At 74.2% G+C, this 26,960-nt stretch carries 28 protein-coding genes; 5 read left to right on the top strand and 23 right to left on the bottom strand.

Features of this window, described 5'->3' with window-relative positions; genetic code table 11:
• Positions 1-241: 241 nt before the first annotated feature.
• Genes ACZ7JZ_RS33595 through ACZ7JZ_RS33585 form a run of 3 tightly spaced genes read left to right on the top strand, consistent with a single transcriptional unit; the run spans position 242 to position 2,383 of the window.
• Positions 242-646, top strand: a complete 405-nt coding sequence (locus ACZ7JZ_RS33595) for a SnoaL/DnrD family polyketide biosynthesis methyl ester cyclase (RefSeq protein ID WP_470946294.1) — start codon at positions 242-244, stop codon at positions 644-646.
• Positions 616-1,488, top strand: coding sequence for an NAD(P)H-binding protein (locus ACZ7JZ_RS33590; RefSeq protein WP_470946293.1), 873 nt, complete (start codon positions 616-618; stop codon positions 1,486-1,488). Before ACZ7JZ_RS33595 ends, ACZ7JZ_RS33590 begins: the two co-directional genes overlap by 31 nt.
• Positions 1,489-1,498: 10 nt before the next feature.
• On the top strand, positions 1,499-2,383 hold the full coding sequence (locus ACZ7JZ_RS33585; protein WP_470946291.1) for an NmrA/HSCARG family protein: 885 nt from the start codon (positions 1,499-1,501) through the stop codon (positions 2,381-2,383).
• Between the two features lie 94 nt (positions 2,384-2,477).
• On the opposite strand, the gene ACZ7JZ_RS33580 is transcribed toward ACZ7JZ_RS33585, so the two are convergent.
• From ACZ7JZ_RS33580 to ACZ7JZ_RS33560, 5 genes are all read right to left on the bottom strand, one after another.
• On the bottom strand, positions 2,478-3,389 hold the full coding sequence (locus ACZ7JZ_RS33580) for an MBL fold metallo-hydrolase (protein WP_470946289.1): 912 nt from the start codon (positions 3,387-3,389) through the stop codon (positions 2,478-2,480).
• Complete coding sequence (locus ACZ7JZ_RS33575) at positions 3,386-3,844, bottom strand: ester cyclase (protein WP_470946287.1); 459 nt, start codon at positions 3,842-3,844, stop codon at positions 3,386-3,388. Before ACZ7JZ_RS33575 ends, ACZ7JZ_RS33580 begins: the two co-directional genes overlap by 4 nt.
• A gap of 11 nt (positions 3,845-3,855) precedes the next feature.
• Positions 3,856-4,920, bottom strand: a complete 1,065-nt coding sequence (locus ACZ7JZ_RS33570) for a zinc-binding dehydrogenase (RefSeq protein ID WP_470946286.1) — start codon at positions 4,918-4,920, stop codon at positions 3,856-3,858.
• The gene (locus ACZ7JZ_RS33565; RefSeq protein ID WP_470946284.1) at positions 4,917-5,777 is read right to left on the bottom strand and encodes an NAD(P)H-binding protein; all 861 of its coding nucleotides are present in this window, start codon (positions 5,775-5,777) and stop codon (positions 4,917-4,919) included. The genes ACZ7JZ_RS33570 and ACZ7JZ_RS33565 overlap by 4 nt, the downstream gene beginning before the upstream one ends.
• A gap of 113 nt (positions 5,778-5,890) precedes the next feature.
• Positions 5,891-6,682, bottom strand: coding sequence for a TetR/AcrR family transcriptional regulator (locus ACZ7JZ_RS33560; protein ID WP_470946281.1), 792 nt, complete (start codon positions 6,680-6,682; stop codon positions 5,891-5,893).
• A gap of 123 nt (positions 6,683-6,805) precedes the next feature.
• Between ACZ7JZ_RS33560 and ACZ7JZ_RS33555 the strand changes: the two genes are divergently transcribed.
• Positions 6,806-7,459, top strand: a complete 654-nt coding sequence (locus ACZ7JZ_RS33555; RefSeq protein ID WP_470946279.1) for a DUF2269 family protein — start codon at positions 6,806-6,808, stop codon at positions 7,457-7,459.
• A gap of 91 nt (positions 7,460-7,550) precedes the next feature.
• On the opposite strand, the gene ACZ7JZ_RS33550 is transcribed toward ACZ7JZ_RS33555, so the two are convergent.
• From ACZ7JZ_RS33550 to ACZ7JZ_RS33490, 13 genes are all read right to left on the bottom strand, one after another.
• Complete coding sequence (locus ACZ7JZ_RS33550) at positions 7,551-8,255, bottom strand: beta/alpha barrel domain-containing protein (RefSeq protein ID WP_470946278.1); 705 nt, start codon at positions 8,253-8,255, stop codon at positions 7,551-7,553.
• Positions 8,252-8,986 carry a phosphoribosylanthranilate isomerase gene (trpF, locus tag ACZ7JZ_RS33545; protein ID WP_470946276.1) on the bottom strand — a complete coding sequence of 245 codons (735 nt, stop codon included), beginning with the start codon at positions 8,984-8,986 and terminating at the stop codon, positions 8,252-8,254. The genes ACZ7JZ_RS33550 and trpF overlap by 4 nt, the downstream gene beginning before the upstream one ends.
• Complete coding sequence (locus tag ACZ7JZ_RS33540; RefSeq protein WP_470946273.1) at positions 8,986-9,702, bottom strand: transglutaminase-like domain-containing protein; 717 nt, start codon at positions 9,700-9,702, stop codon at positions 8,986-8,988. The genes trpF and ACZ7JZ_RS33540 overlap by 1 nt, the downstream gene beginning before the upstream one ends.
• A gap of 40 nt (positions 9,703-9,742) precedes the next feature.
• Positions 9,743-10,882: an acyl-CoA dehydrogenase family protein gene (locus ACZ7JZ_RS33535; RefSeq protein ID WP_470946271.1), complete on the bottom strand. Its 1,140-nt coding sequence runs from the start codon at positions 10,880-10,882 to the stop codon at positions 9,743-9,745.
• Positions 10,883-10,928: 46 nt separating this feature from the next.
• On the bottom strand, positions 10,929-11,303 hold the full coding sequence (locus ACZ7JZ_RS33530; RefSeq protein ID WP_470946270.1) for an ectoine synthase: 375 nt from the start codon (positions 11,301-11,303) through the stop codon (positions 10,929-10,931).
• Entirely contained in the window at positions 11,300-12,184 is an 885-nt protein-coding gene (gene trpA / locus ACZ7JZ_RS33525; protein WP_470946266.1) for a tryptophan synthase subunit alpha, read from the bottom strand. The genes ACZ7JZ_RS33530 and trpA overlap by 4 nt, the downstream gene beginning before the upstream one ends.
• Entirely contained in the window at positions 12,177-13,226 is a 1,050-nt protein-coding gene (locus ACZ7JZ_RS33520; protein ID WP_470946264.1) for an anthranilate phosphoribosyltransferase, read from the bottom strand. The genes trpA and ACZ7JZ_RS33520 overlap by 8 nt, the downstream gene beginning before the upstream one ends.
• 2 nt (positions 13,227-13,228) lie before the next feature.
• Complete coding sequence (locus ACZ7JZ_RS33515) at positions 13,229-13,495, bottom strand: phosphopantetheine-binding protein (protein ID WP_470946261.1); 267 nt, start codon at positions 13,493-13,495, stop codon at positions 13,229-13,231.
• A gap of 1 nt (position 13,496) precedes the next feature.
• Positions 13,497-15,056 carry an AMP-binding protein gene (locus ACZ7JZ_RS33510; protein WP_470946259.1) on the bottom strand — a complete coding sequence of 520 codons (1,560 nt, stop codon included), beginning with the start codon at positions 15,054-15,056 and terminating at the stop codon, positions 13,497-13,499.
• A gap of 146 nt (positions 15,057-15,202) precedes the next feature.
• Positions 15,203-16,555 (bottom strand): SWIM zinc finger family protein, encoded by a 1,353-nt coding sequence (locus tag ACZ7JZ_RS33505; RefSeq protein WP_470946256.1) that lies wholly within the window; start codon positions 16,553-16,555, stop codon positions 15,203-15,205.
• Entirely contained in the window at positions 16,552-19,413 is a 2,862-nt protein-coding gene (locus tag ACZ7JZ_RS33500; protein ID WP_470946253.1) for a DEAD/DEAH box helicase, read from the bottom strand. Before ACZ7JZ_RS33500 ends, ACZ7JZ_RS33505 begins: the two co-directional genes overlap by 4 nt.
• Before the next feature lie 89 nt (positions 19,414-19,502).
• Complete coding sequence (locus ACZ7JZ_RS33495) at positions 19,503-20,327, bottom strand: ABC transporter permease (protein ID WP_470946251.1); 825 nt, start codon at positions 20,325-20,327, stop codon at positions 19,503-19,505.
• On the bottom strand, positions 20,324-21,319 hold the full coding sequence (locus ACZ7JZ_RS33490; RefSeq protein ID WP_470946248.1) for an ATP-binding cassette domain-containing protein: 996 nt from the start codon (positions 21,317-21,319) through the stop codon (positions 20,324-20,326). Before ACZ7JZ_RS33490 ends, ACZ7JZ_RS33495 begins: the two co-directional genes overlap by 4 nt.
• Positions 21,320-21,512: 193 nt before the next feature.
• Between ACZ7JZ_RS33490 and ACZ7JZ_RS33485 the strand changes: the two genes are divergently transcribed.
• The gene (locus ACZ7JZ_RS33485) at positions 21,513-21,809 is read left to right on the top strand and encodes an antibiotic biosynthesis monooxygenase family protein (RefSeq protein ID WP_470946246.1); all 297 of its coding nucleotides are present in this window, start codon (positions 21,513-21,515) and stop codon (positions 21,807-21,809) included.
• A 114-nt stretch (positions 21,810-21,923) separates the two neighbouring features.
• Here ACZ7JZ_RS33485 and ACZ7JZ_RS33480 read toward each other — a convergent pair whose 3' ends face one another.
• The 5 genes from ACZ7JZ_RS33480 to ACZ7JZ_RS33460 form a co-directional block, all read right to left on the bottom strand.
• Entirely contained in the window at positions 21,924-23,570 is a 1,647-nt protein-coding gene (locus tag ACZ7JZ_RS33480; RefSeq protein WP_470946243.1) for an FAD-binding oxidoreductase, read from the bottom strand.
• 138 nt (positions 23,571-23,708) lie between these two features.
• The gene (locus tag ACZ7JZ_RS33475) at positions 23,709-23,984 is read right to left on the bottom strand and encodes an acyl carrier protein (protein ID WP_470946240.1); all 276 of its coding nucleotides are present in this window, start codon (positions 23,982-23,984) and stop codon (positions 23,709-23,711) included.
• 58 nt (positions 23,985-24,042) lie between these two features.
• Positions 24,043-25,308 carry a ketosynthase chain-length factor gene (locus ACZ7JZ_RS33470; protein WP_470946237.1) on the bottom strand — a complete coding sequence of 422 codons (1,266 nt, stop codon included), beginning with the start codon at positions 25,306-25,308 and terminating at the stop codon, positions 24,043-24,045.
• The gene (locus ACZ7JZ_RS33465) at positions 25,305-26,570 is read right to left on the bottom strand and encodes a beta-ketoacyl-[acyl-carrier-protein] synthase family protein (RefSeq protein WP_470946235.1); all 1,266 of its coding nucleotides are present in this window, start codon (positions 26,568-26,570) and stop codon (positions 25,305-25,307) included. Before ACZ7JZ_RS33465 ends, ACZ7JZ_RS33470 begins: the two co-directional genes overlap by 4 nt.
• 225 nt (positions 26,571-26,795) lie before the next feature.
• Positions 26,796-26,960, bottom strand: a 165-nt coding sequence (locus ACZ7JZ_RS33460; protein WP_470946336.1) for an adenosylhomocysteinase, incomplete at its 5' end; no start/stop codon positions are given.

The following is a 26,960-nucleotide window of genomic DNA, read 5'->3' as shown; positions in this document are numbered from 1 at the left end:
CGGAGCTCGGGACGAGCATCCGGATCCCATCGTCGGCGCAGCGCCCGGTGGTCCGCTGGAGCGTCGATGGACGTCCGGTCGCGGTCGGTTAGCGGGAACTTCGGGCTCCGTTCGGGGATCGGTTTTCGGCCTTGCCCGGGGGAAAGGCGGCCGCCCAGGATGGCCGGGACGTCCGGGGCGACGCGCCGGAAGACCCCGTGGAGGGAATGGGATGAGCAGTCAATTTGAGACTGTGCGCCGAATGATCGAGGCGTACAACACCGGTAACACGGAGGACGTCGCGGAGTACATCCACCCCGAGTACCTCAACCCCGCGACGATGGAGCACATGGACCTGCGCGGTCCCGACTCCTTCGCGATGGCGGTCAAGTGGCTGAAGATGACCTTCTCCGAGGAGGCCCGCCTGGTCGAGGTCTCCCTGGAGGAGAACGGCGAGTGGGTGCGCGCCAACCTGGTGCTGTACGGCCGCCACGTCGGCGAGCTGGTCGGCATGCCGGCCACCGGCCGCGAGTTCTCCGGCGAGCAGATCCACCTGATCCGCCTCGTCGACGGCAAGATCCGCGACCACCGCGACTGGCCCGACTACCAGGGCACCTACCGTCAGCTCGGCTCCCCGTGGCCGACGCCCGAGGGCTGGAGGCCGTGACCGTGATCCTGGTGACCGGAGCTACGGGCAAGGTCGGCCGCGAGGCCGTCGAGCAGCTGGTGGCCCTGGGGCGCGACGTGCGCGCCCTGAGCCGCAAGCCCGAGGAGGCCGGCCTGCCGGAGTCCGTGGAGGTCGTGGCGGGCAGCCCCGGCGACGCGGACTCGCTGGCGGTGGCGCTCAAGGGCGTCGACGCCGCGCTGGTGGTGCTGTCCGGCGATGTCGCGGGCGAGGCCCGCACGTTCGCCGCCGCGGCCGCCGAGGCGGGCCTGGGCCGGATCGTCTTCCTGTCCTCGGCAGGTGTCGAGCACCCGCTGCCCCACGGCATCGCGGACGAGCACCGCGCCGCCGAGGAGGCGATCCGCGGGGTGGACGCCGAGTGGACGTTCCTGCGTCCCGGGCCGTTCCACGCGAACACCTCGTGGTGGATCAAGACCGTCCGCGAGGAGGGCCGGGTCCGCGACTGGATCGGCAACAACCCCGGTGCGCCGATCGACGAGTACGACATCTCGTCGGCCGCCGTCGCGGTGCTGACCCAGGACGGGCACGCGGGCAAGACGTACCTCCTGACCGGTCCGGAGGTGCTGACCTCCGAGGAGCAGGCGCGGATCCTGGGCGCGGCCATCGGCCGCGAGCTGGAGTTCTCCGTGGCCCCCCAGGCCGAGGTCGTCGAGGTCTTCGCCGGCATCACGGGCGACCGCGAGGCCGCGGTGACGAACGTGGCCGCGCTGCACAGCCCCGAGGTGCCCTGGTCGAAGGTCAGCCCCGTGGTCCGCGACCTGACCGGTCGCGAGCCGCGCCCGTACCGCGAGTGGGCAGCGGCCAACGCGCCGCTGTTCGGCTGAGGAGGCCCGCATGTCCGTAGAGAACCCGAAGTCCGGCCCGGTCCTGGTCATCGGCGCCACCGGCGCCCAGGGCGGCGCGACCGCCCGTGAGCTGGCCGCCCGCGGGGGCCGCGAGGTGCGGGCCCTGGTCCGCGACCCGCAGGCGCCGGCGGCGCAGGCGCTGGCGGAGCTCGGCATCACCCTGGTGCAGGGCGACCTGAACGACGAGGCCTCGCTGCGCGCCGCCATGGCGGGCGTGCACGGCGTCTTCAGCGTGCAGAACTTCATGACCCCGGCGGGTCTGGGCGGCGAGGTCCGCCAGGGCCGCGCGGTGGCCCGCGCGGCCCGCGACACGGGTGTGGCGCACGTGGTGTACAGCTCGGTGGGCGGGGCGGAGCGCCACAGCGGCGTGCCGCACTTCGACTCGAAGCGGCACATCGAGCGCTACCTCGACGAGCTCGGGGTGCCGAACACGGTGCTGCGGCCGACGTTCTTCATGGACAACTTCGCCGCGCACGGCCCGCAGGAGGTCGAGGGCACCCTCGTGGTCCAGCTCGGCCTGAAGCCGGACACGCTGGTGCAGTTCATCGCCGTCGAGGACATCGGCTGGTTCGCCGCCGAGGCCTTCGACAAGCCCGCCGAGTACCTCGGCCGGCAGGTGGAGATCGCGGGCGACGAGCTGACGGCCGCGGAGGTCGCGGGGGCCTTCGCGGCGCGTACGGGCAAGCCCGCCCGCTTCGAGGAGGTCCCCCTCGACGCGGTGGCCGGCAACCCGTACATCCCGAACGCACCCGAGATCGCCCTGATGTTCGAGTGGTTCCAGGACCACGGCTACCAGGCGGACATCACCGCCCTGCGCGCGGTGCACCCGGGCCTGAAGTCCTTCGAGGCCTTCCTCAAGGGCATCGAGGCCTGATCCCGCGTACGGAGGCACGGAAGAAGGGCCGGGCGCCATCCCCTCGGGGGTGGTGCCCGGCCCTTCCCGCTGTTGCTGCTGCTGCGGCCCGCGCTCAGGCGAGGGAGACGGGGTGGCGGCCGTGGTGGACGATCATCTCGTCGAACAGGGCGCCGATGTCGAGGGGCGAGCCCTCGGGGAGGCCGTGCTCCTCGGCGTAGCCGCGGTGCAGGTTCGGGACGATGCGCTCGGAGTCGAGGAGGTCCGCGTACGGGCCGAGGTCGGCCTCGCGGGCCAGGTCCAGGGGGCTCAGCCCGGCGGCGACGCCCTCCTTGGCGAGCTGCTGGATCCAGCGCAGGTAGGACTCGTTGGCGTCGAGGAGCTCCGGGCCGCCCACCGGGCCGTGCCCGGGTACGACGACGGTGGCGCGGAGGGCGCGCAGCCGGTCCAGGGCGCGCAGGGAGCCGGCCACCGAGCCCATCACGCAGAAGGGCGTGGCGCCGTTCATCACCAGGTCGCCGGTGAAGAGCACGCCCTGTTCGGGCAGCCAGACCACGGTGTCGTTGGTGGTGTGCGCGGCGGGGCCGATGTGGATCAGCTCGGCGCGGATGCCGCCCACGTGCAGGGTGGTGCGGTCGCGGAAGGTGAGCTCCGGGGGCGTGATCTCGATATCGCCCCAGCAGACGTCGGGCCACAGGCCGGTCAGGTGCAGTCCGGCCGCCTCGACCAGGGTGCGGGTCTGCTCGTGGCCGATGGTGAGGGCCTCGGGGAAGACGAAGTTGCCGAAGGTGTGGTCCCCGTGGAAGTGGGTGTTGACCACCGCGCGCGGCGGCCGCGGGGAGATCCGCAGGGCCGCCTCGCGCAGCTGCCGGGCGCGGGCCTCGGTGGCCGCGGTGTCCACGAGCGCACTGTGCCCGCCGTCGGCGATGATGCCCGCGTTGTTCAGGCACCAGCCGCCCTCGGGCTGGACGTACGCGTGGACCCCGTCGGCCACCTCGGCGACCACGGCTCCGGGCGTGGAGGTCACTGGCCGTCCGCCGGGATGAAGCCCAGCTCCTTCAGCATCGGGATGTAGTTGAACACGTCGTAATGCTCGATGATCTTGCCGTCGGCGTCGAAGCGGAGCTCCTCGAGCATCCACCAGGTGACCTTCTTGCCGGTCGGCGCCTTGCCCATGAACTCGCCGAGGTGGGTGGCGGTCACGGTGATGCGCAGGATGACGGTGTCACCCTCGGAGACGGCGCTCTTGACGTCGAGGTGCAGGTCGGGGAAGGCCGCGAGGCCGCCCTTCATCGCGCCGATCATCTGCTCGGTGTCGACCTGGCGGTCCTCGGAGAAGTGGCGGATCTCCGGGTGCCAGTGGGTGAGGATGCCGTCCAGCTCCCAGCGGTTCCAGGCGGCGGCGCAGTCGAGCGCGATCTGCTTGTTGCGCTCCTGGATCGTCAGCCCGGCGGCGGGGGTCTCGGTGAGCGTGGCGGTCATGGCGTTTCCTTTCAGGGGACGAGGACGTACTTGCCGACCGCGCGGCCGTCGAGGAGGGCGCGCAGGGCCGCGGCGGACTCGCCGAGCGGGAGGCGGCCGGCGATCTCGGGGCGCAGCACGCCCTGGGCCAGCAGCTCGTACATCGCTCCGAGGTCGGCGTTGAAGTCCTTGCCGGGCTTGACGTAGTACATCTTCATCCGCCGGCCGCCGGTGCGGCCGAAGAGACGGGCGAGTGCGTGGGTGAGGGTCCGGCGCAGGGCCGGGACGTGCGGGCGGAACCACTGGCCGGGCCGGTATCCGGCGACGGAGGAGTCGAAGGACACGAGGGTGCCGCCGGGGGCGAGCATGGCCCAGCCGTCGTCGAGGCCCTTGCCGCCGATGTGGTCGAACACGGCGGCGACGCCCTCGGGGGCGAGCGCGCGGACGGCCGACGGCAGGTCCGGGGTGCGGTAGTCGAGCGGCTCGGCGCCCAGGGCCCGTACGGCCTCGTGCTTGGCCGGGGAGGCGGTGCCGATGACGCGCAGTCCGCTGTGGACGGCGATCTGGGTGAGCAGGGTGCCCACGCCGCCGCTGGCCCCGTGCACGAGCACGGTGTCGCCGGGCCGGGCGCCGGCGAGGCGGTGGACCATCTGCCAGGCGGTGACCCCGTTGGTGACCAGGGAGACGGCCTCGGCCGCGTCCAGGGCCGCGGGGACCGCGGCGAGGGTCTTGGCGGGGACCTCGACGTAGCGCTGCCAGGTGCCGTAGCGCGGCATGGCGGCGACGCGGTCGCCGGGCTGCCAGTCCGTGACCCCCTCGCCGACCTCCGTCACGCGGCCGACGAGGTCGTAGCCGGGGACGAAGGGGAAGCGGGGCGGGAAGGGGTGCAGGTGCTGGAGCATCTGCACCTCGGCGAAGGAGACGCCGGCGGCCTCGACCTCGACGACGACCTTGCCGCGGCCCGCGGTGGGCCGGCCGGCGTCGGTGAGCTCGATGCGCTGCTCGGGCTCGCCGCTGCCGGTCATGGTGACCGACGGGTTGGCGGGGGCGGGGGCGGGGGTGCCGGTCTGCGCGGCGCTGCCCGTGGTGACGGTCATGCCGCGGCCCGTTCGGCCTGCGGCGCGAAGGCGGCGGCGTGGTCGGCGGCCCACTGCGCGAAGGTCAGGGCGGGGCGGCCGGTGACCTTCTCGACGGTGTCCACGGGCACCGGCGGGTTCTCGACGGCGTCGGCGAGGTAGCCGAGGACCATCTCGACCACGGGGGCCGGCATGAAGTGGCCCATCTGCTCGCGGGCCTGGTCGGGGGTGATCTCCTCGAAGGGGATCTCCCGGCCGGTGGCGGCGGCGATGGCCTTGACCTGGTCGGCCTGGGTGATGGCCTCGGGGCCGGTGAGGACGTACGCCTGACCGCCGTGGCCGTCCTCGAGGAGGGCGGTGGCGGCGACGGCGGCGACGTCCTTCTCGTGGATCAGGACGCGCGGGGCGTTGCCGTAGGGGGCGCGGACGACGCCCTCGCTCTGGATGGAGTAGCTCCACTTCCACAGGACGTTGGTGGCGAACTCGTCGGCGCGGACGAAGGTCCACTCGATGCCGGACTCCTCGACGGCCTTCTCCACGGTGCGGTGGTGCTCACCGCTGTGGTTGGTGCCGGACTCGTCGAGCACGGAGGAGGACGACAGCACCACGATGCGGCGCACGCCGGCCTCCTTGGCCGCGGCGACGACCTCCCGGGCGGTCTCGGGGACCGGGAAGAGGTAGAGCTTCTCCACGCCGCGCAGGGCGTCGACGACGGTCTGCGGCTGCGTCAGGTCCCCGGCGAAGACCTCCACCTGCGGGGGCAGGCCGGCCTTCTGCGGGTCGCGGGTCAGGGCCCGTACGGGCACCCCCGCGGTCACCAGCTGCGCCACCACGTGGCGTCCTACGGATCCCGTCGCACCTGTCACCAGAACTGTCACGCCTGCTCCACCCTCGTCACGCTCGGTCTCAGCCAGATGAGACTTCTCGGCCAGTTGTGGTGTCAGCGTCGGCGGCGTGCCTGGAGGGCTCCCGGAGAGCCGGTGGACCGGTTTCAGCGGGCGGCCGGCCGCCCCTCGACGTAGGTCTGGATCCCGTCGAGCACGCGCTGGAGCCCGAAGGCGAAGCCCCCGTCGGCGCCGAAGCCGGAGCCGGGCTCCTCGAAGACCCCGGACATCCACACCCGCGTGAGCGCGGGGTAGCGGGTGAAGGGGATGAGGCGCTCCAGCTCGGGGCCGGTGCGCTCGTACCACTCCTGGTGGCTCAGCCCGGTGCGGCGCTCGTCCTGCCCGGCGTCGGACTCGACCAGGGTGGCCCCGCGGACGTAGCCGTTGACGAGGTTGACCACGGCGAGCATGTCCCGCTCGTCGAGCCCGGTCTCCGAGACGGCCCGCAGCACCCCGTCCCAGACGGCGGTCTCGTGGGGGCCCATCAGCATCCGGGAGGAGACGAGGGGCGGCACCCAGGGGTGGCGGCGGGCGATGTCGAAGGCCCCGCGGGCGTACAGCTCCAGGGCCCCCCTCCAGCCTCCCTCGACCCCTTCGAGCGACGGTGATTCGGCGAGGACCTTGTCGAACATGCAGTTCACGAGCTCGGCACGGCCGGCGACGTAGGTGTAGAGCGACATCGTGGAGACCCCCAGCGGTTCGGCCACTTTGCGCATGGACAGGGCGCTGAGGCCCTCTTCGTCCGCCACCCGGATCGCGGTGTCCACGATCTGGTCAATGGTCAGTCCCTGCTTGGGTCCCCGGGCGGTCCGGGCGGGTCCCTGGTGGTCCCTCCAGAGCAGGGCGAGGGTCCGTCCGGGATCGGCCTTCGCATCCGTCCGACCGTCATTTTTGGCCATTCCCTTGACAACCCCTTCGCATCGGCGGCATTAGCTCTGTACTCTGTACGGAGTTTCACCTTACGGCATACAGAGTTTACGGGTCTATGCCCTCGCCGATGATCCCCCCAGTCCGCAGGAGGCATGAACTTGTCCGCACCGTCCCTTGAACGCCCGTCGGAGACCACTGCCGCACCGGCCCCCACCGCGAGAGGGAAGCAGGCGAAGGACCGGACCGAGAAGACCCGGAAGAAGTTCGAACTCAGCCGCCGTGCCCGCAAGCTGACGCTCGCGGTGCACGTCGTGACCTCGGTCGGCTGGGTCGGGCTCTCCCTGGGCATGGTCGTCCTGGCCGTCATGGGCTACACCACGGACGACCCGGCCGTCGCCAAGGGCGTCTACAAGGCCATGTACGTCTTCGACGACACCAGCGTCACGGTCTTCAGCATCTCGGCCGCCCTCAGCGGCATCCTGCTGTCCTGGGGCACGGCCTGGGGGTTCATGCTGCACTTCTGGATCATCGTGAAGTGGGTCATCACCCTGTTCATGACCTTCTTCGCGTGGTTCGTCATCCACCCGATCGTCATGAAGGCCACCGAGAACACGGCGAACGCGAAGGTCGCGGCCGCCGACCCCGGCTGGCCCGCCGAGTTCCTGCTGTGGAGCGTGCCCGGCCTGTTCGTGATCCTCACCGTCGCCGCCGTGGTCTCCGTCTACAAGCCGTGGGGCCGTACGGCCCGCGGCAAGCGCAACTCCCCGGCGGCCCGCCGCAAGGCGGCGGCTGCCGCCCGCGGCTGAGCCGCTCCCTTCGGCTCCCCGCCGATCCGGTGCCCCCGCCCGGGGGCACCCCCGAACTCCGGGCCGGTCACACCCCCGCGGCCGGTCCGGATCAGCCGCCCGCCGGCACCGGGCGCCGGGCCGCCTCGAAGTCCGCGCACCACTGCGCCGGACTCGCGGCCCGCAGCAGCCCGGTGCCGACGAGCAGCCCGGCGAAGCCGCCGTCGACGAGTGCGGCGGCGGCTCCGGGGCTCCCGATGCCGCTCGCGCTGACCGGGTACCGGGTGCCCGTGGCGCGTACGGCGTCCAGCAGGCCCGTACTGCGGGACAGGTCGCCCGCCCCCCGCTCCCGGGTCGCGATGTCCTTGTTGTTCACGGCCACCACGCACCGGTCGCCGTACCGCACGGCCGCGGCCTCGGCCGCGTCGGCCACCTCCACGAACGGGGTCAGCCCCAGGTCCAGGGCCTGCCCGGTCAGCCGCTCCAGCACGTCCGCCGAGAGCAGCCGGGCCGTCAGCAGCACCGCGGAGGCGCCCAGTTCGGCGGAGCGGCGCAGCTGGCCGCGGCTGGTGACGAAGTCCTTGCGCAGCAGCGGCAGCCGGGTCAGCGCGGCCACCTCGGCGAGCAGCGCCTCGGTGCCCCCGAACCAGCGGCCCGTGACCACGGAGATGCAGGGCGCGCCCGCGGCCTCGTAGGCGGCGACCACCTCCGCGACCGGGCGGCCGCCGAGCAGGTCCTCCCCCTCGGCGCTGCGGCACTTGACCTCCATGACCAGCGGCAGCCGCGCCCCGGCCAGGGCTTCGGTGAAGGCGCTCACGCCGCCTCCCCCGCCCGGTCCGGCGCGGTGTCCGCGGCCCGGCCCGCCCCGTCCCGCCGCCAGGCGGCGGCGACGGCCGCGGCCGGTGCGGCCTCGATGAGCCCGGCGGCGCCCCGGGCGGCCGTGTCCACGTCGATGCCGAGGAACCGCGGGTGGGCGACGACCTCGTCGAAGGCCCCGCGGTTGTCCGCGGCCAGCCCGCCGGCCAGCAGGAAGGGCAGTTCCGTACGGTCGGCCAGCGCGGTGACGGCGGCCGGGTCCAGGGTGCGGGCGGTGCTGCCCAGCCGGCCGCCGGGGCCGACGGCGTCGAAGAGGAAGAGGTCCGCGCCCGCCTTCTCGTAGCCGCGCACCAGGGCCGACTCCAGGCACCGGCCCTCGGCGTCCACGTGCAGCACCTTGACGATCCGCAGCCCCGCCGGCCCGGAGCGGCGGAGCCTGCGCACCACGGACGGCGGCTGGAAGCCGTGCAGCTGCACCCAGCGGACCCCGCCCGCGTCCATCGTGCGCAGCAGGTCCCCGGCGTCGTTCGAGAAGGTGACGAGCACGGGCTCGGTGCGGCCGCCGGACGCGGTGCGCACGGCGGCGGACAGCTGGGCCAGCCGCCCCGCGGGCAGCTCGGCGGAGCCGCCGGGCACGGCGTACCAGAGCCCGAGCAGATCGGCCCCGGCGGCGGCCGCGGCCGCGCCCTCGCCCTCGGTGACGGCCCCGCAGAACTTCACGAGCACGCCCACTACCCGGCCACCGCCTGCGGTACGGCGGCCCGCGCGGCCGCGTCCGTGCCGGCGGCCGCGTCCGCGACCAGCGAGCCCGCGGCGAAGGAGGCGGCGGCGGGGTCCGCGAAGAGCCCGGGGTGCGCGGCGCGCAGGTCGGCCAGCACCCGCTCGTAGGGCAGGTCGTCGAACTCCCCGTGGACGCGCAGGAACTCCATCTGGCGGCGGCCCTGCTCGTCGAAGGGGTGGTGGAGGCTGTCCGCGGTGCCGTCGAACTCCAGCGGCGCCATCCGGTAGAGCCGGCACAGCTTCTTGTTGAAGACCGGGGTGGCCTTCACCCAGCGCCCGTCCAGCTGGACGGAGGTCAGCCCGTGGTGGGTGAACACGTCCCCGCCGAGGAGCTGCTTGAGCTTCTCGGAGGCGAGGTGGTTGCGGACGTCCGTGAGGACGAGCCGGGCCGGGATGCCCAGGGAGCGCAGCGAGGCGGCGTACAGCACCGACTTGTGCAGGCACATGCCGGATCCGGTGCGCAGCACCTGGCTGGCGCGCAGTCCGCGGCGGGACAGGTCCGCGCCGTAGACCTCGTAGCGGATGCCGTCGCGCACGGCGTAGTAGAGGGCGGTGGCGGCCTCGCGCGGGGTGGGGTCGCCGGAGGGCAGGGCCCCGCGGACGAACGCGCGGACCTCCGGGGACTCGTGGTCGAGGAATTCGGTGGGGCGCAGGTCGTGCGGGTCCATGCGGGGGGTTCCTGTCGGCTTCGGTGGGGGTGCGGCCCGGTCAGAGGCCGAGCATCGAGGCGATGCGGTTGCGCTGGATCTCGGAGGTCCCCGAGTAGATGGTTCCGGCGACGGAGTTGCGCAGCTCCTTCTCGATGCCGTACTCGGCCATGTAGCCGTTGCCGCCGAAGATCTGGACGGCGGCCAGCGCGGAGGCGACGTTGGCCTCACTGGTGACGATCTTGGCGATGGCGATGTCCTCGGTGACGGTCTCGCCCGCCGCCATCTTCTCGGCGGTGCCGTAGAGCAGGGCGCGGGAGCTCTCCAGGCCGATGCGCATGTCCACGATCTTGTGGGAGACGGCCTGGTTGGACCCGATGGGCCGGCCGAACTGGGTGCGCTCCGAGGCGTACGCGATGCAGCGGTCGAGCCGGCTGCGCATCTCGCCCGCGTTGACCACGAAGGAGAGCAGGATCTCCCAGCGCATCACGTACTCCATGACCAGGTAGCCGCCGCCGACGCGGCCGAGCACCCGCTCCGCGGGGACGCGCACCCCGTCGAGGAACAGCTCGCACAGCGGCGAGGTGCGCAGACCCATCTTGGGGACGGGGGCGCCGAAGGACAGTCCGGGGGTGTCGCGCTCCACGAGGAAGGCGGTGTAGCCGAGCGGGCCGGGGCGGTCGCTGGTGCGGGCGTACACGGTGAACAGGCCGGCGACGGGCCCGTTGCTGACGAAGGTCTTGCTGCCGCTGAGGACCCAGCCGTCCCCGTCGCGGCGGGCCCGGGTGCGCATGGCCAGGGCGTCGGAGCCGCTGTCGGGCTCGCTGATGGCGTGCGCGGTGATCAGTTCGCCCGAGGCGATGCGGGGCAGGTACCGCTCCTTGAGCCCCGGTGGGCCGAAGCGCTGGAGCGGTACCCCCGTGCTGACGAGCTGGGTGCACGCGGAGAAGTTGAGTCCCGCGTCGCGGCACCCCTCGCCGAGGCCCTCGAGCACGTACATCGTCGTCAGGAGGTCCTGGCCCAGGCCGCCGTACTCCTCGTCGAAGGGCAGTCCGAGGATCCCGGTGGCGGCGAGGAGCTCCCACTTCCCCTTGGGGAAGGAAGCCGCCGCGTCGTCCTCGACGTGGCCGGCGCTGAGCTCGTCGAGGTAGGGGCCGAGGCCTTCGCGGAGGGCCTGCTGGTCACCGTTCCACTTGATCATCCGACTGCTCCTGTGCGTACGTGTGCGTGGCTCGGGCCGGGTCTGCTCAGTAGTGCGAGAACTCGGGCGAGTCGAGGGAGTGCCGCTCGTCGCCGCGCAGCGCCGGGGAGAAGACGCAGACCAGGCGCAGGTCCTCGTCGGGGCTGGCGACCAGCCAGTGCGCGTCGTGGTGGTCGAGGGCGTAGAGGGTGCCCGGGGTGATCGGGTGGGAGTTGCCGGCGGTGTCGATGACCTCGCCGCTGCCCTCGATGCAGTAGCAGGTCTCCAGGTGGTTGCGGTACTCCAGGCGGGAGCGGGTGCCGGCGCGCACCACGGTGTCCGTGACGGAGTAGCCGACGCCGTCGGCCTGGGTCAGGAACCGGCGGCTGAGCCCGTTGCCCCACTCCACGGTGGTGACGTCCTCGAGCTTGCGAACGATCATGATGCGTTTCCCTTCTGGGGCGTGGGGGAGCCGGGCGCGGTGGGGTCGCTGCGCAGCTCCCGGATGAAGGCCGCGAACTCCTCGACGGGGTCGCGGCGGTGGGCGAGGGCGTGTTCGATGCGGTCCACGCCCGCGCTTCCGACCACCACGGACTGGGCGCCGAGCTCTTCGAGCCGGGCGATGTCGGCGGCGGTGCGGACTCCGAATCCGACGGCGACGGGCGCGGCGCAGGCGCCCTGGAGCCGGTGGACGGCCTCGGTGAGCTTCTGCTCGTCCAGCGGGGCGGCGGTGCCGCTCCGGCCGTAGTGGGCCACGAGGTAGAGGTAGGCGCCGGCGTGCGCGGCGGCCTCGGCCTGTACGAGCGGTCCGGAGACCGCGTAGCAGGTGGTGACGACGGGCAGCCCGGCTGCGGCGGCGGCCTCGTAGTAGGGCTCGCGGAGCTTGGGCGGCAGCCCGTGCAGCAGCAGCCCGTCGCAGCCGGCGGCGGCCGTGCGGCGGGTGAACCCGTCCAGGGGGGTGCCCTTGACGGTGTGGCTCCAGTCGGCGAGCAGGGCGATGCGCAGCCGGCGCAGCGAGGGGCGGGCGGCGGCGACGGCCGTGAGGACGGCGTCGAGCGTCACGCCCTGGCTGAGGGCCCGGTTCGCGGACCGGCGGATGACCGGGCCGTCGGTGACCGAATCGGGGAAGGGCACGGCGAGTTCGAGGCAGTCGACCTCGCTCTCGTCGAGCATCGCCAGCAGCTCGGGCAGCAGGTCCAGCGGCGGGTCGCCGGCGTTGAGGAAGACGGCGAGCCCGGGGCGGCCGGGGCGGCGGTGCGCGAAGAACGGCGATACGCGGGGGCCGGCGGCCGCGAGGGCGGGCCGGTCGAGGGTCTCAGACAAGCGACACCGCCCGGGCGCGGAGCCGTTCGACGCGGGCGCGGGCCGAGCCGTCGCGGATCGCGGTCCGCGCGGCGGCGAGGGCCCCGTGCCAGTCGGAGGTGAGCCGGCCGGCCACGGCGAGCGCGGCGGCGTTGAGGCACACGGTCTCCTCGGCCACCGGGTCGCCCTCGCCGGACAGCAGCGCGAGGAAGTGCTCCACGACGGCCCCGCTGCCGCCGGCGGCCTGGCGCAGGTCCCCGAGGTGGCCGGGGCGCAGGCCCAGGGCGTGCGGCTGGAGGGTGAACTCGTCCTCGCCGTCGTACTCGTGGACGTGCACCCGGTTCTCGGCGAAGCCGACGAGTTCGTCGGCGCCGAGGTCGTTCGCACAGACCCACACGGTGCGGCCGGTGCGGCGCGCGGTGTGTTCGGCGGCCTGCCGGACGGCGGCCAGCATCCGCGGGTCGGAGACCCCGGTGAGCTGGGCGCTCGCGGGCATCCCGGACAGGAAGGGCCCCAGGACGTTGACGAACCGGCCGATGTCGCGCATCTCCAGGGGGATGATGCTGCGGGCGAGCCGGCCGAGCTCGGCCGGGTACACGAAGTGCCCGGCGAAGGCGATGCCCTCGCGCTCCAGCACCTCGTGCGTCTCCTCGTACGAGGAGGTCAGGCCGACCCCGAGGAGTTCGAGGAGGTCTACCGAGCCGTAGCCGCTGGTGTAGGCGCGCGAGCCGGTCTTGACGACCTTCGTGCCCATGGCGGCGGCGGTGAAGGCGGCCGCGGTGGAGATGTTGAAGGTGCGGGGGCCGCCGCCGGTGCCGACGATGTTGACGGTGTCGCGGAACTCCCCGGCCGCGGCGTCGCGCTGCGGGCGCCGCTCGTCGAAGGAGTCCAGGAGCGCCGTGAGGGTGGCGCGGTCGGGCATCGCGCTGGACAGGGAGGACAGCAGGGCCACCGCCTCGCCCCGGCGCAGCCCACCGTCGTGGAGCCGGTCCCAGAAGGACCGCCAGGTCTGGAGGTCGACCGGCTGGCTGCCGCCGATGAGCGCTACCAGGGCCTCGTGCATGGCTACGCCGCCTCCGCCCGCTGGGGGGAGACGCTCTCGACGAAGGCGCCGATGGCGGCGACCGAGCGGAAGGCGTCCGGGTCGAGGTCCACCTCGTCGGTGTCGATGTCGTAGGTCGACTCGATCCACGCGATGACCTTGAGCAGGCCGAGGCTGTCGATGACGCCCTCGTCCAGCAGGTCGAGTTCGGCGTCGAGCTCCTGGGGGGTGACGTCCGGCAGGAACTCCTCGACGACGAACCGCTTGACGGCGGTCAGGGTGTCTGGCATGTCAGTTCTCCTTGCTGGTACGGGCGCTGGAACCGGTCGGGGCGAGCCGTTCGCGGTCGACCTTCCCGGTGGAAGTCCTGGGCAGCGGCTCGTCGGTGATCCGCACGGTGGAGGGCACGGCGGCGCGCGGCAGCCCGCGGGCCAGGTGGCGGCGCAGCGCGAGGCTGTTGAGCCCGCTGTCCCCGGCCCGCCGCACGAAGGCGTGCAGCAGCCGGCCCGCCACCGGATCGGGCAGCGCCAGTACGGCGGCCTCGGTGACCTGGGGGTGCTCGAGGAGGACGTGCTCGACCTCCTGGGGGTTGATGCGCACCCCGCGGACCTTGACCTGGAAGTCGGTGCGCCCTTCGAGGGTGTGGACCCCGTCGGCGTCGCGGCGGACCAGGTCTCCGGTGCGGAACCAGCGGCGTCCGTCGCCGTCGCCGCCGCGCGGATCGGGGCCGAAGGGGCCGGGTGCGCCGGGGGCGGCGGGGCGCCCCAGGTAGCCGGGGGTCTGGAAGGGCGTGGACACGTACAGTTCGCCGGCGCCGGGGCCGTCGAGCACGGTGCCGTCGGCGGTGACGACGAGGGCGCCGACCCCGGGCAGGGGGCGGCCGAGGGGGGCGGGGACGGAGGTGTCGGCCACCTCGTGCAGGAAGCTGTCGTTGGTCTCCGTGCACCCGTACACGTTGGCGAGCCGGGCGGCGGGCAGCAGGGCGGGCAGGGCCTGGAGGACGGGCACGGGCATGGTGTCGCCGGTGAACACCGCGTGCCGTACGGAGGGCAGGGTGCGGGTCCCGGCCCCGCGGGCCGCGTCGGCGAGCAGCCGCCAGAACATGGGGACCGCCTGGACCAGTTCGGGCCGGTGGCGGACGGCGAGGTCCAGCAGGTACGGGCCCTGGAGGGCGCGGTCGGGGTCCACGAGGACCGCGCGGCCGCCGCGGGCGAGGGTGGTCCACACGTCCAGCAGGCAGAGGTCGAAGTTCAGGGGCGCGTAGTTGAGCACGGTGGTGCCGGGGCCGATGCCGAAGTGGCCGGCCGCCCAGTCGGTGAACGCGCCGATCGCGGCCGCGGTCAGCGGCACGATCTTGGGGAGTCCGGTGGAGCCGGAGGTGGTGAGCAGCAGGGCGGGCGCGGTGCCGGTGTCCGTGTCCGCGGCGGCCCGGGTGCCGGTTTCGGTGCCGGTGCCGGTGTCCGTACCGGCGGCCGCACCGGTCTGCGGGCCGGGCTCCGGGGGCAGCGGGAGCAGGACGTGCCGTACGCCGGCCTGCCCGTGCAGCCGCTCCAGGGCCTCCCGGCCCAGGGTCGCGGCCGGCAGCAGCACCGGACGGCGCTCCGCCATGCAGGCGAGGACCAGGGCCACGGTCCCGGGCGATTTCACGGCGGGGACGGCGACCGGTTCGCCGGGGGCGGCGGGCAGGGCCGCCAGGCGGCGGCGCTCCGCACTGACCAGGTCCAGGAGCTCCCCGTACGTGGTCTCGGCGTCCTGCCAGACCAGTGCCGGGGCCTGCGGCCGCGTCCGGGCGTGCGCGAGGAACGCATCGGCCGGTGTGGGCGCGTTCCGCCCGCTGTCTGCGCCTGCCATGCTCCCCGTCCCTCCGGCCGTTGCTTCTGCGACCGATGGTGGTTTTCGCACCTGGAGAACTGTTCGAGCCTCGGTGTACGGGGCCGTTGCAGGTGCGCGGACGGGGGGCGGGAAGGGCTGCGGACAGCGGGCGCAGGGCACCCGCCTCAGGCGTCGAGGAGCTCGCCGAGGGCCGTGACGGGGTCGAAGGACGGGCCGCCCGCCGGATGCCAGGCCTCCCCCTCGCGGCGGTAGGGGTGCCAGCGGCCGTCGCGGGCCAGGCGCAGCTGGAGCCCGTGCCCGGCGAAGGTCCAGCGGTTCTCCTCCACCACCGGCTCGGGCAGCTCGTCCGCCTCCCAGCCGGCGGCCAGCGCCGTGCGGGCCCGCGCCACCTCCTGCGGGGACGGGCTCCAGGGCTCCTCCAGTACGGCGAGGCCCTCCGCTCCGGCGAGCCGCCAGGCCGCGGCGGCCCGGGGGAGCTCGGCGGCCCGCCCGGTGGCGGCGCCGAGGCGGTCCGCGGTGCGCGGATCGGCGTAGGCGGCGATGCGCACGGCGTCCTGCCAGGGCGTGAGCGGGGCGGGCGGCCGCGCGGTGCGGCCCAGGGCGTACGCGAGCAGGGCGCGGGCCCGGTCCGCGGCGTCGTCCGCGAGGCGCTCCATGGGGTCCGTCTCGGGCTCCGCGAGCGGGTCCTCGGGGGCGGGCGGGGCCTCGGGCAGCGGGGGCGGAGCGGGCAGCGGCTGCGGGGGCCGGGCGTAGGCCTCGCGGGCGTCGGTGCCGGGGGCGCCGGGATCCGGTGCGGACTCCCCGCCCTCCGCGCCGTCCCCCTCCCCGGCGGCTCCGGCGGCTCCGGCGGCTCCGTCCTCGCCGTCTTCGTCCGCGCCGTCTCCTTCCTCGTCCTCGCCGAACCCGGCCATCGCCCCCATCAGGACGCTGGTCTTGAGCTCTTCGAGGGCCTCCTCCCGGTCCCGGCCGCGCATGAGCAGCAGCAGGAAGGGGTCCTCGTCCAGCAGCCAGGAGGCCTGGTAGCAGAGGGCGGCGGCGTGCTCGCAGGGGTGGTCGAAGGAGTCGCAGCCGCACTCGGGCTCCAGGTCGCCGTAGCCGGGCAGCAGGCCGACCCTGGCGTCCTCGGCGGCCTCCAGCAGGTCGGGCGGCAGCTCCCCGGCGAGCAGGGCCTCCAGTTCGGCGGGCCGGGCGGCGGTCTTCTCCCAGAGCAGGTCCCACTCGTCGTCTGCGAACACGGCGAGCGAGATCTCGACGGTGCAGGGGGCCTCCCCGCCGTCGTACACGGGCGCGGCGATCCGGCCCGGGCTGACCGTGATCGGCCCGAGCCGTCCTGAACGGGCCACCGCACGGCCCTTCTTGAGCGGTTCGGGGTCGAGGGAGGTGTCCTCCATCGCCCCGGTCCACGCCTTGGCCCACCAGGACTGCCCGCGGGCCCGGCCGCCCTTGCGGGCGGGGAAGGCGGGGAAGCCGCGCGCCTGGTCGCCCGCTCCGCCGCCGGGGTGGTCCTGCCCGCTCATTCCGCGCTCCTCAGCTCGACCAGGTTGGCCAGTTCGTCGTTGGTCAGCTCGGTCAGGGCGCCCTCGCCCGCTCCGAGCACGGCGTCCGCGAGCTCCTTCTTCGCCTGGAGCATGGCGGCGATCCGGTCCTCGATGGTGCCCTCGGCCACCATCCGGTGGACCTGGACCGGCCGGGTCTGGCCGATGCGGTACGCGCGGTCGGTGGCCTGCGCCTCGACGGCCGGGTTCCACCAGCGGTCGAAGTGCACGACGTGGTCGGCGCGGGTGAGGTTGAGCCCGGTGCCCGCCGCCTTCAGGGACAGCAGGAAGACCGGCACCTCGCCGTCCTGGAAGCGCTGGACGAGCTCCTCGCGGCGCGGTACGGGGGTGCCGCCGTGCAGGAGCTGCGCGGGGACGCCCCGGTCGGCCAGGTGCCGTTCGAGGAGCCGGGCCATGGCGACGTACTGGGTGAAGACGAGGACGGCGCCGTCCTCGGCGACGATGGTGTCGAGCAGTTCGTCCAGGAGCTCCAGCTTGCCGGAGCGGCCGGTGAGCTGGGCCCCGGCGTCCTCCTTGAGGAACTGGGCGGGGTGGTTGCAGATCTGCTTGAGGCCGGTGAGGAGTTTGAGGACGAGGCCGCGGCGGGCGATTCCCTCGCTGCCCTCGATCTCGCCCATGACCTCGCGGACGAGCTTCTCGTACAGGGCGGTCTGCTCGCGGGTGAGCGTGACCGGCCGGTCCGTCTCCGTCTTGGGCGGCAGTTCGGGCGCGATGCCCGGGTCGGTCTTGCGCCGGCGCAGCAGGAAGGGCCGGACCAGCTCGGCCAGCCGGTGGGCGGTGCCGGGCTGCGGGTCCGCCCCGTCGGCCGGCTCCCCCGCGCCGGCGCGCTCGGCCTCGATGGGCTTGGCCCAGCGGGTCCGGAAGCGGCCGTGGGTGCCCAGGAGGCCGGGGGTGGTCCAGTCGAGGACCGCCCACAGTTCGGAGAGGTTGTTCTCGACGGGAGTGCCGGTGAGGGCGATCCGCGCGTCGGCGGGGATCTCGCGCAGGGCCTTGGCGGTGCCGGAGAGCGGGTTCTTCACGTGCTGGGCCTCGTCGGCGACGGCCATGCCCCAGCGGTGGCCGCCGAGCCGCCCGGTGTCGAGCCGCATGGTGCCGTAGGTGGTCAGGACGAAGCCCGCGTCGGCTCCGTCCAGGCTGCGGCCGGGGCCGTGGAAGCGCCGTACCGGCGTGCCGGGGGCGAACCGGCGGACCTCGCGCTCCCAGTTGCCGAGCAGCGAGGCCGGGCAGACCACGAGGGTCGGGCCCCGGGTGTCGGCGTGCTCCTGGCGCAGCAGGTGGAGCGAGATCAGCTGGACGGTCTTGCCGAGGCCCATGTCGTCGGCGAGGCAGCCGCCGAGGCCGAGCGAGGTCATCCGGTCCAGCCAGCGCAGACCGCGCAGCTGGTAGTCGCGCAGGGTGGCGTCCAGGGCGGCGGGGGGCCGCAGGGGCTCGCTGCCGCCCTCCGGGTCGGACAGCCGCCGGCGCAGGGCGAGGAGCCAGTCGGTGGGGGCCACGGCCACCTGCTCGCGGCCGACCTCGGCGCGGCCGGTGAGGGCGGCGCCGAGGGCCTCGATCGCGGTGAGCGGGGCCAGTTCGGGTTCGCGCGCCTTGCGGGCGAGGGCGGCGGGGACCAGGAGCCAGCGGCCGCGCAGCCGGACCACGGGCCGGGGGGCCCCGGCGACCTGCCGGGCCTCCTCCGCGGTGAGGGGTTCCCCGTCGAGGGTGAGCCGCCAGCGGAAGTCGACGGTGGACTCCCCGCCGAGGAAGGACCGCATGTCCTCCGGCGGGGTGAGGGCGGCCCCGACCACGGCTTCCGCGGCGAGCCCGCGGGAGGTCTCCCCGGGCCAGTTCAGGTCGATGCCGTGGGCGCGCAGCCGGGCGGCGCCGTCGCCGAGGAGCTCGTTGATCTCGGCGTCGGAGAGGTCGAGGTCGGAGGGTACGGGCAGCAGCCGCGCGAGTGCGGGCCAGACGTCGGCGGCGCGCCGGACGGCCTGCGCGGTGTCGGCGGCGGCCCGGTAGCCGAAGGCGGCCCCGCCGCCGTCGAAGACGGTGCGGGCGGGGGCGGAGAGCGTGGGGTCGGCCAGGCTGTGCACCCAGGGCACGAGCCGCAGGACGGGGGGCCCGTCCCCGTCGGCGGCGAGTTCCAGGTGCAGGGACAGCCGTACGCCCGTGTCGAGGCCCGCCGAGACCTCCTCCGCCCAGGCCCTCAGCTGGGGCACGTGCTGCGGGGCGGCGGCGGCGAAGGCGGCGCGGCCGGAGGCGGCCTCGGCCGCGGGGCTGCGCGGCAGGGCGTCCGCGACCGCGTCGAGGAAGGCCCGTACGAGCCCCTCGGCGTCGGGGAGGCGGGGGGCGCCGGGGCCGGGCAGCGGCAGGGCGCGGGCCTCGGGCGGTACGGCGGCGGCCAGTTCGCGGATGCGCCGTACGTCGTCCAGGTCCAGGGGGCCGGCCCGCCAGGCGTCGTATCCGGCGGGCGAGACCCCGGGGAGCAGCCGGCGGCGGGCGGCCAGGTGGAGGGCCAGGGTGGTGGCGGCCCCCCAGAAGGCGGCCGCGGGGTGCGCCTGCGCGCCGGCCCCGGCGGCGTGCGCCAGGGCCGGCAGCGCGTCGGCGACCGGGAGCCGGAGCACGGGGACGGTGCGGGCGGCGGGCCCGCCGTCCCCGGCGGTGACGAGCACGGCTTCGGCGCGCTCCCCCGGCAGGCCGGGCAGTTCGGGCGGGGCGCTGCCGTCGGGCTGCCAGAACAGGAGGCGGCCGGTGCGGGCCGGGTCGTCCGGCTCGAAGACCACCGCGCACCGGGCGAGTCCGGCTTCCGGGAGGGGCGTTGTCGTCACTGCCTGTGCCATGGGTTCCGGTTGCTCCCCGTCGGTGCTGCTGTGCTTCGGTCGTTCAGGTGTCGGGTTCGGTCGTTCGGTGCGTGCGCGCCGGGACGCGGTCAGCGGCCGAGCCGCTGGTAGCGTCGCACGGCCAGCGGGAAGAAGATCGCACAGATCACGACCGGCCAGAGGATTCCGAGCAGGACGGCGTGCTCGGCGGCCCAGGAGCTGCCCTCCCAGCCGGGGTTGCCGAACAGCTCGCGGGTGGCGGTGCCGGTGGCCGAGAGCGGGTTCCACTCGGAGATCGCGGCGAGCCAGCCGGGCATGGTGTCGGGGGACACGAAGGCGTTCGACAGGAATCCGAGCGGCCACACGAGGGTCTGGACGGCGGTGACGGCGGCGGTGTCGGTGAAGACGAGGCCGAGGTAGATGCCGACCCACAGCAGCGAGAAGCGCAGCAGGAGCAGCAGGCCCACGGCGGCCAGGGCGTTGAGGACCCCCTCGTTGGCCCGCCAGCCGACGGCGAGCCCGCACAGGATCATGACGGCGAGGCCGAGGACGGAGTTGAGCATGTCGGCGATGCTGCGGCCGGTGACCACGGCGGCGGAGGAGGTGGGCATGGACCGGAAGCGGTCGGTGACGCCCCGGGAGGCGTCGGTGATCACGGCGAGCATGGTGACCTCGATGCCGAACACCATGGTCATGGCGAACATGCCGGGCACCAGGAACTCGCGGTAGTTGCCGCCGCCGGGCACCTGCATGGCCCCTCCGAAGAGGTAGCCGAACATCAGCACCATCATGATCGGGAAGAGCAGGCCGATGATGACGGGCGCGGGGTTGCGGGCCCAGTGGGCGAGCGAGCGCCCGGTCAGCACCCAGGAGTCGGACAGGGCCCAGCCGAGACCGCCCGTGCGGCCGTCCGACTGGGGGTTCGCGGTGGTCACACCGTCACCTCTTCCTTGGTCTCTTCGCTCTGTCCGGCGCGCTCACCGGTGAGGTGCAGGAACACCTCGTCGAGGGTGGGGCGGCGCAGCGCGATGTCCTCGACGTCCACGCCGGCCTCCTGGAGGGCCCGCGCTGCGCCGGTGAGGGCGGCGACGCGGTCCGAGACGGGGGCTCCGGCGCGCCGGTTGTCCTCGTCTGTCTCGACGGCCGCGCCGGTGACGGAGGCGAGGACGCCCGCCGCCGCCGCGAGGTCGCCCGCGTGGCGCACGGTCACGTCGATGCGGTCGCCGCCGATGGCGGACTTCAGCTGGTCGGGGGTGCCCTCCGCGATGACGCGGCCGCCCTCCTTGTGGGGGGAGGCGATGACGGAGATGCGGTCGGCCAGCTGGTCGGCCTCGTCGAGGTACTGGGTGGTCAGCAGGACGGTGGTGCCGTCGTGGACCAGGGAGCGGACGGCCTCCCAGACCTCGTTGCGGCTGCGCGGGTCCAGGCCCGTGGTGGGCTCGTCGAGGAAGAGCACCCGGGGGGCGAGGATCAGGCTGGCGGCCAGGTCGAGGCGCCGGCGCATCCCGCCCGAGTAGTCCTTGACCTGCTTGGTCCCGGTGTCGGCGAGGCCGAACTGCTCCAGCAGGGCGTCGGCGCGGGCGCCGGCCTCCTTCTTGCCGAGGTGGTAGAGCCGGCCGAACATGACCAGGTTCTGACGGCCGCTGAGCACCTCGTCCACGGCGGCGTACTGCCCGAGGAGGCCGATGCGCGAGCGGACCTGGGCGCTCTGGCGGGCCACGTCGAAGCCCGCGACCTCGGCCCGTCCGCTGTCGAAACCGGCGAGGGTGGCCAGGATGCGGACCGCGGTGGTCTTGCCGGCGCCGTTGTGCCCGAGGAGGCCGTGCACGGTGCCGGCGGGGACCTTGAGGTCGAAGCCGTTGAGGGCTGGGGCGTCGCCGTACCGCTTGCGCAGGTCCTCGGCGTGGATCGCGTACTCGGCTCCCATGGTGTCCTTCCTCGGGGCTTCGCTGGCCGTTCTGGGCGGGCCGGCCGCCGGGAACTTGCAGCAGGTGCAGGGACGTGGGCACGGCCTGCGAGGCAGTGTGGCCGGGGCGGCTCGGCTGCCGTTCGAGCACGGGTCGAGCCGGGCGCGGGACCTTCGCAGCGCGGACCGTCCGCACGAGTCCCGGAGGCAAGAAGTGGTCACGTTCGTCAACAGGTTCACCGTCACCGGCCCGCCGGAGGAGTTCGAGCGGCTCTTCGAGGAGACCTCGGCCTTCTTCGTCGCCCAGCCCGGTTTCGTCTCGCACCGCCTGGTGCGGCACGGCCAGGAGCCGGGCAGCTACGTCAACGTGGCCGAGTGGCAGGACGAGGAGTCCTTCCGCAGCGCGGTCACCCACCCGGAGTTCGCCCCGCACGCGGCCGCCCTGCGCGGGCTGAGCACGAGCGACCCGAACCTGTACCCCACCACGGTGCTGGAGCGCAGCGCGGGCTGACCCGCTCGGAGCGCACGGAGTGCGAAAGGGCAGGGCCGGGGCGTCTTCGCCCCGGCCCTGCCCTGTGTCGCCGTCTGCCGCCCTCGGGCCGGCGGTCCGCGGTTCCCGGTCCGGTCAGCGGCCGGCCGGGCGGATGCCGAGCGCGTGCCTGAACACGTCGCGCGGGTCGTAGGCGGACTTCACGGCCTGGAGCCGCGGGTAGTTGCCCTTGTAGTACAGCGTGTGCCACGGGACGCCCGAGGTGTTCCACTTCGGATCGGCCGTGTCCACGTCGGGGAAGTTGATGAAGCAGCCGTCGCCCTGCCCGTCCGGGACCGGGACCCCGCCCGTGCGCGCGTACACGTCGGCGTACAGGCGGCGCAGCCAGTCCAGGCTCGCCGCGTCCTGGGCCGGGTCCTGCCAGGTGTTCATGAACAGGGCCTTGAGGACCGAGTCGCGCTGCGCCGAGGCGGTGGCGCCGGGCGCGAGGGCGTTGACGCGGCCGCCGTACGACTGGATGGACACCGACGCCGTCTCGTGGGCGTGGTCGGTGCCGGACAGCCGGTCGAAGAGCACGTCGATCTGCTCGTCGGTGAACGAGCGGCGCAGGTAGGAGCACTTGATCTTCTGGCGGCCGGTCTCCGCGTCCTGCGCGTCGGCGAGCGAGTTGACCGAGGCCAGCCACGGCAGGGTCTCCGTGGGCATCACCCAGGGCTCCGCGGCCACGCCCGCGGTCAGGGCGTCGATGTGGTCCTGGAGCAGCTTCTCCGCGTTCGGAAGGGTCGCGTCGAGGTGCGTGAAGGCGATCGCGGCGAGCCCCTGGTCGTTCTGGTGCTGCCTGCCCAGCAGCACCAGGCCGCTGAACAGGCCCCGGTACGGGGAGTCGGGGCCGCTGTTGCGCTCGTGCCAGCGGCCGTGGTTGCCGACCAGGGTCCGGAAGGCGGCCTTGTCGAGCCCGTCCCGCGGGAACATCACGGTGGACGTGAGGACGCTGCCGGGCGGGCGGGGCAGCAGGTGCTGCGGGTCGCTGCCGGTCGCGCCGGGGCTGCGGAACCAGTAGCGGGTGACGACGCCGAAGTTGCCGCCGCCGCCACCGGTGTGCGCCCACCACAGCTCGCGGTTCGGATCGCCGGCCTCGCGGGTGGCGATGACGGCGCGGGCCCGGCCGGCGGCGTCCACCACGACGACCTCGACGGCGTACAGGTGGTCGGAGGAGATGCCGTGGCGGCGGGAGAGCGGACCGTAGCCGCCGCCCAGGATGTGCCCGCCGAAGGCGACGGAGGCGCTGGCACCGCCGGGGATGGTGACGCCCCAGCCGTAGTAGAGGGTGCGGTAGACGTCGGCGAGGCGGGCGCCGGCACCGATCTCGAAGGCGCGGCGGCCCGCGTCGTAGCGGATGGTGTTCAGCTCGGCGAGGTCGAGCACGACCTCGGCCCCGTCGCCCACGAAGTTCTCGTAGCAGTGCCCGCCGCTGCGCACCGCGATCCGCTTGCCCGCGCGGACGGCGCCGCCGACCACGGAGACGGCCTGCGCCGTCGAGGAGACCACGTGGAAGGAGTCCGGGCGGACGGTGAAGCGCTTGTTCGCGCCGCGTACGGCGAGGTCCTCGTAGCGCGGATCGGCCTTCCCGACCGTGACGGGGCTGAACCCGGCGCCCGCCTCGGCGCGGCGGGCGTGGGCCGGGGTTGCGGAGACGGCGGTGAGGCCGGCTCCCGCGGCGGCCGTGGCCGTGGCCGCGGCCACCGTGCTCGTGACGAACCGTCGGCGGCTTGGATCAGTCATCGTGAACCTCTCGTACGGGGGGGGCGGCCGCGGGCGGCGACGGCCGGGGCTGGGGAAGGCCGGGGCGGATCAGGCGGCGGGGGCGTGCGCGTGCATGCGGGCGCCTGCGTGCAGGCGGGTGGCGGGGCGGTACGGGTCTCAGGCGGCGAGGCGCTCGGAGGCCTGCTCCTCGATGGCCCGGTTGACGACGGCCAGGTACTGGCGGGGGGTCTCGGCCTCGTCGATCGCCTCCTCGTCGAGGGTCACGTCGAAGTCGCGCTCGATGCGGCCGGTGGTCTGGAGCACGGCCAGGGAGTCGTAGCCGAGGTCCGCGAAGGCGGTGTCCAGGACGTCGCCGTCGAGGTCCACGCCCTCGCCTTCGCCGGCGCACTCGCGCAGCAGGGTGGTCAGGTCGCCGATTTCAAGCCGGTCCACGGTGGTACCTCTTTCTGTGCTGATGGGGAAAATGCGGGGGTGCTGCGCCGGGCGCCGCCTAGGCGGCGCGGACGACGGCGGCGGAGTTGAAGCCGCCGCGGCCGCGGGCGAGCACGAGGGCGGTCCGCAGGACGGCGCCGGTGCGCGGGGACCCGGTGACCAGGTCGACGGGGCAGTCGGCGGCGGGCGCCCGGGTGCCGGTGGTCGGGGGGATCACCTGGTCGCGCAGGGAGAGCAGGGCGGCGGCGAGGTCGAGGGCGGCGCCGCCCGCGGAGAGCCGGCCGGTCATGGTCTTGGGCGCGGTGACGGGTACGCCGCCGGGGCCGAACAGCTCGGCGAGCGCCGCCGCCTCGGCGCGGTCGGCGGTGCGGCTGCCCGCTGCGTCGGCGAAGACCACGTCGACGTCCCCGGGGACCAGCCCGGCGTCGGCGAGGGCGAGCCGGGCGGCGTCGGCGAGGCGCGGGGCACCGCCGGAGCCGGGCGCCGGGTCGAAGGTGGCGGCGTACCCGGCGACGGATCCGTAGACGCGGGCGCCGCGGGCGCGGGCCGCCCCGGCGTCCTCCAGGATGAGCAGCGCGCCGCCCTCGCCCACGACGTGGCCGGCCGCGTCCTCGGCGAAGGGCAGGTAGGCGCGGGCCGGGTCGGTGCCGGTGCTGAGGTCGCCGGCGGCGGTGTACGCGGCCCAGCCCCAGGGGCAGACCGCGGACTCGAGGCCGCCGGTGATGACGACCGAGGCGCCCCTGCGCAGCTGGCGGCGGGCGTGCGCGACGGCGTCGAGGCCGCCGGCCTGCTCGGAGACGATGACGCCGCTGGCGCCGCGCAGTCCGTGCTTGATGGAGATCTGGCCGGAGTTGACGGCGTAGAACCAGGCGAAGGACTGGTACGCGCTGACGTGCTGGCCGCCCTTGCTCCACAGGGCCTCCAGCTCGCGCTGGCCGAACTCGAAGCCGCCGGCGGAGCTGGCGGTGACCACTCCGGCCGCGTACTCGGGCAGTTCGGCGGGGTCGACCCCGGCGTCGTCCAGGGCCTCCTTGGCGGCGGCGAGGGAGAGCCGGGTGACGCGGTCGGTCTGCGGGAGCAGGCGGCTGGAGACGTGGTCCTCGTCGACGAACCCGGGGACCTCGCCGGCCAGGGTGGCGGGGTAGCGGGAGGCGTCGAAGCGGGTGACGGGGGCGATGCCGGTCTCGCCGCGCAGGGTGGCGGCCCACCAGGCCGCGGTGCCGAGCCCGTTGGGGGCGGCGACGCCGATGCCGGTCACGACGGCCGGGGCGGTGCGGCCCGCGGGTCGGGCGGCCGGCTGCTCGCGGGTGATGGTGGTGGTCATGCCGCTTCCCCCAGAGACGGACGGGTGAGGATCATGGCGCTCTGGAAGCCGCCGAACCCGCTGCCGACGGTGAGCACCGTGTCGGTGCGCTGCTCCCGGGCCGTCAGCGGGGTGTAGTCGAGGTCGCAGGCCGGGTCGGGCTCGTGCAGGTTGGCGGTCGGCGGCACGGTGTTGTGCTCGATCGCCAGGGCGCTCGCGGCCACTTCCAGGGAGCCGATCGCCCCGAGGGAGTGTCCGATCATCGACTTGATGGAGCTGACGGGCACCTCGTAGGCACGGGCGCCGAGGCTGAGCTTGAAGGCCTCGGTCTCGTGCTTGTCGTTCTGCTTGGTCCCCGAGCCGTGCGCGTTGATGTAGTCGACGGCGGAGGGGTCGAGCCGGGCCTCGTCCAGGGCGGCGCGGATGGCCTCGGCCATCTCCTTGCCGTCGGGGCGCAGGCCGGTCATGTGGAAGGCGTTGCTGCGGGAGGCGAACCCGGCGATCTCGGCGTAGACGTGGGCGCCGCGGCGGCGGGCGTGCTCGTACTCCTCGATGACGAGGACGGCCGACCCCTCGCCGAGCACGAAGCCGTTGCGGGTGCGGTCGAAGGGCCGCGAGGCGGTCTCCGGCTCGTCGTTGCGCGGGGAGGTGGCGCGGATGGCGTCGAAGCAGGCCACGGAGATCGGGGAGATCGGCGCTTCGGTGGCGCCGGTGACCATGACGTCGGCGGAGCCCTCGCGGATCAGTTCCACGGCATGGCCGATGGAGTCCAGGCCGGAGGTGCAGCCGGTGGAGACCATCGAGACGGGGCCCTGCGCGCCGGCGGCCCAGGCCACCTCGGCGGCCATGGAGCTGGGCACGAAGTAGTCGAAGAGGTGGGGGACCGCGAGCTCGTGGTCGACCAGCCAGTGGGCGCCGCTCTCGCTGACCTTCGCGTACTCGACGTCGAGGCCGGTGGTGCAGCCGACGGCGCTGCCGAGGGTGACGCCGGTGCGCAGCGGGTCGATCCCGCCGGCGAGCCCGCTGTCGGAGAGGGCCTCGCGGGCACTGGCGACGGCGAACTGGGCGGCGCGGTCGAGGCGGCGGGCCTCCTCGTCGGTGAATCCGTGCGCCTGCGGGTCGAAGTCGACTTCGGCGGCGATCCGGGAGCGGAACTGCGACGCGTCGAACAGGCTGATCGCGCGGGTGGCGGTGCGTCCGGCCGTCAGGAGCGACCAGAACTCCTTGGTGCCCACTCCGCCGGGGGCGACCACGCCGATACCGGTGATGACTACGCGCCTCATCGGTTGTGCCTCACAGTTGTCTCCTCCGGGGTGGCGGTGGCGGCTCGCCCGCGGCCGGGTGGCCGGATCATGGGGGTGCCAATCGGGTTCGAGACTCGCCGACCTGCCTAGAGGTGCACTCGAAGTTCGGACGTCCGGCCGACATGCGGCGGGCGGCCACCGGAAGGCGGCCGCCCGTGTGCGCTGCACTGCTCCTGGGCCCCGGGGGCGGGGCTGCGGGCGGGATCAGTAGCGGTAGTGGTCCGGCTTGTACGGGCCCTCGACGGGGACGCCGATGTAGTCGGCCTGCTCCTGGCGGAGCGTGGTCAGCTTCACGCCCAGGGCGTCGAGGTGCAGACGCGCCACCTTCTCGTCCAGGTGCTTGGGCAGCGTGTACACGCCCACCGGGTA

It is taken from the genome of Streptomyces sp. NPDC038213, assembly GCF_055600495.1.
The sequence above is the reverse complement of the archived record's forward strand: the minus strand, read 5'-3'. Positions and strand labels throughout refer to the sequence as shown.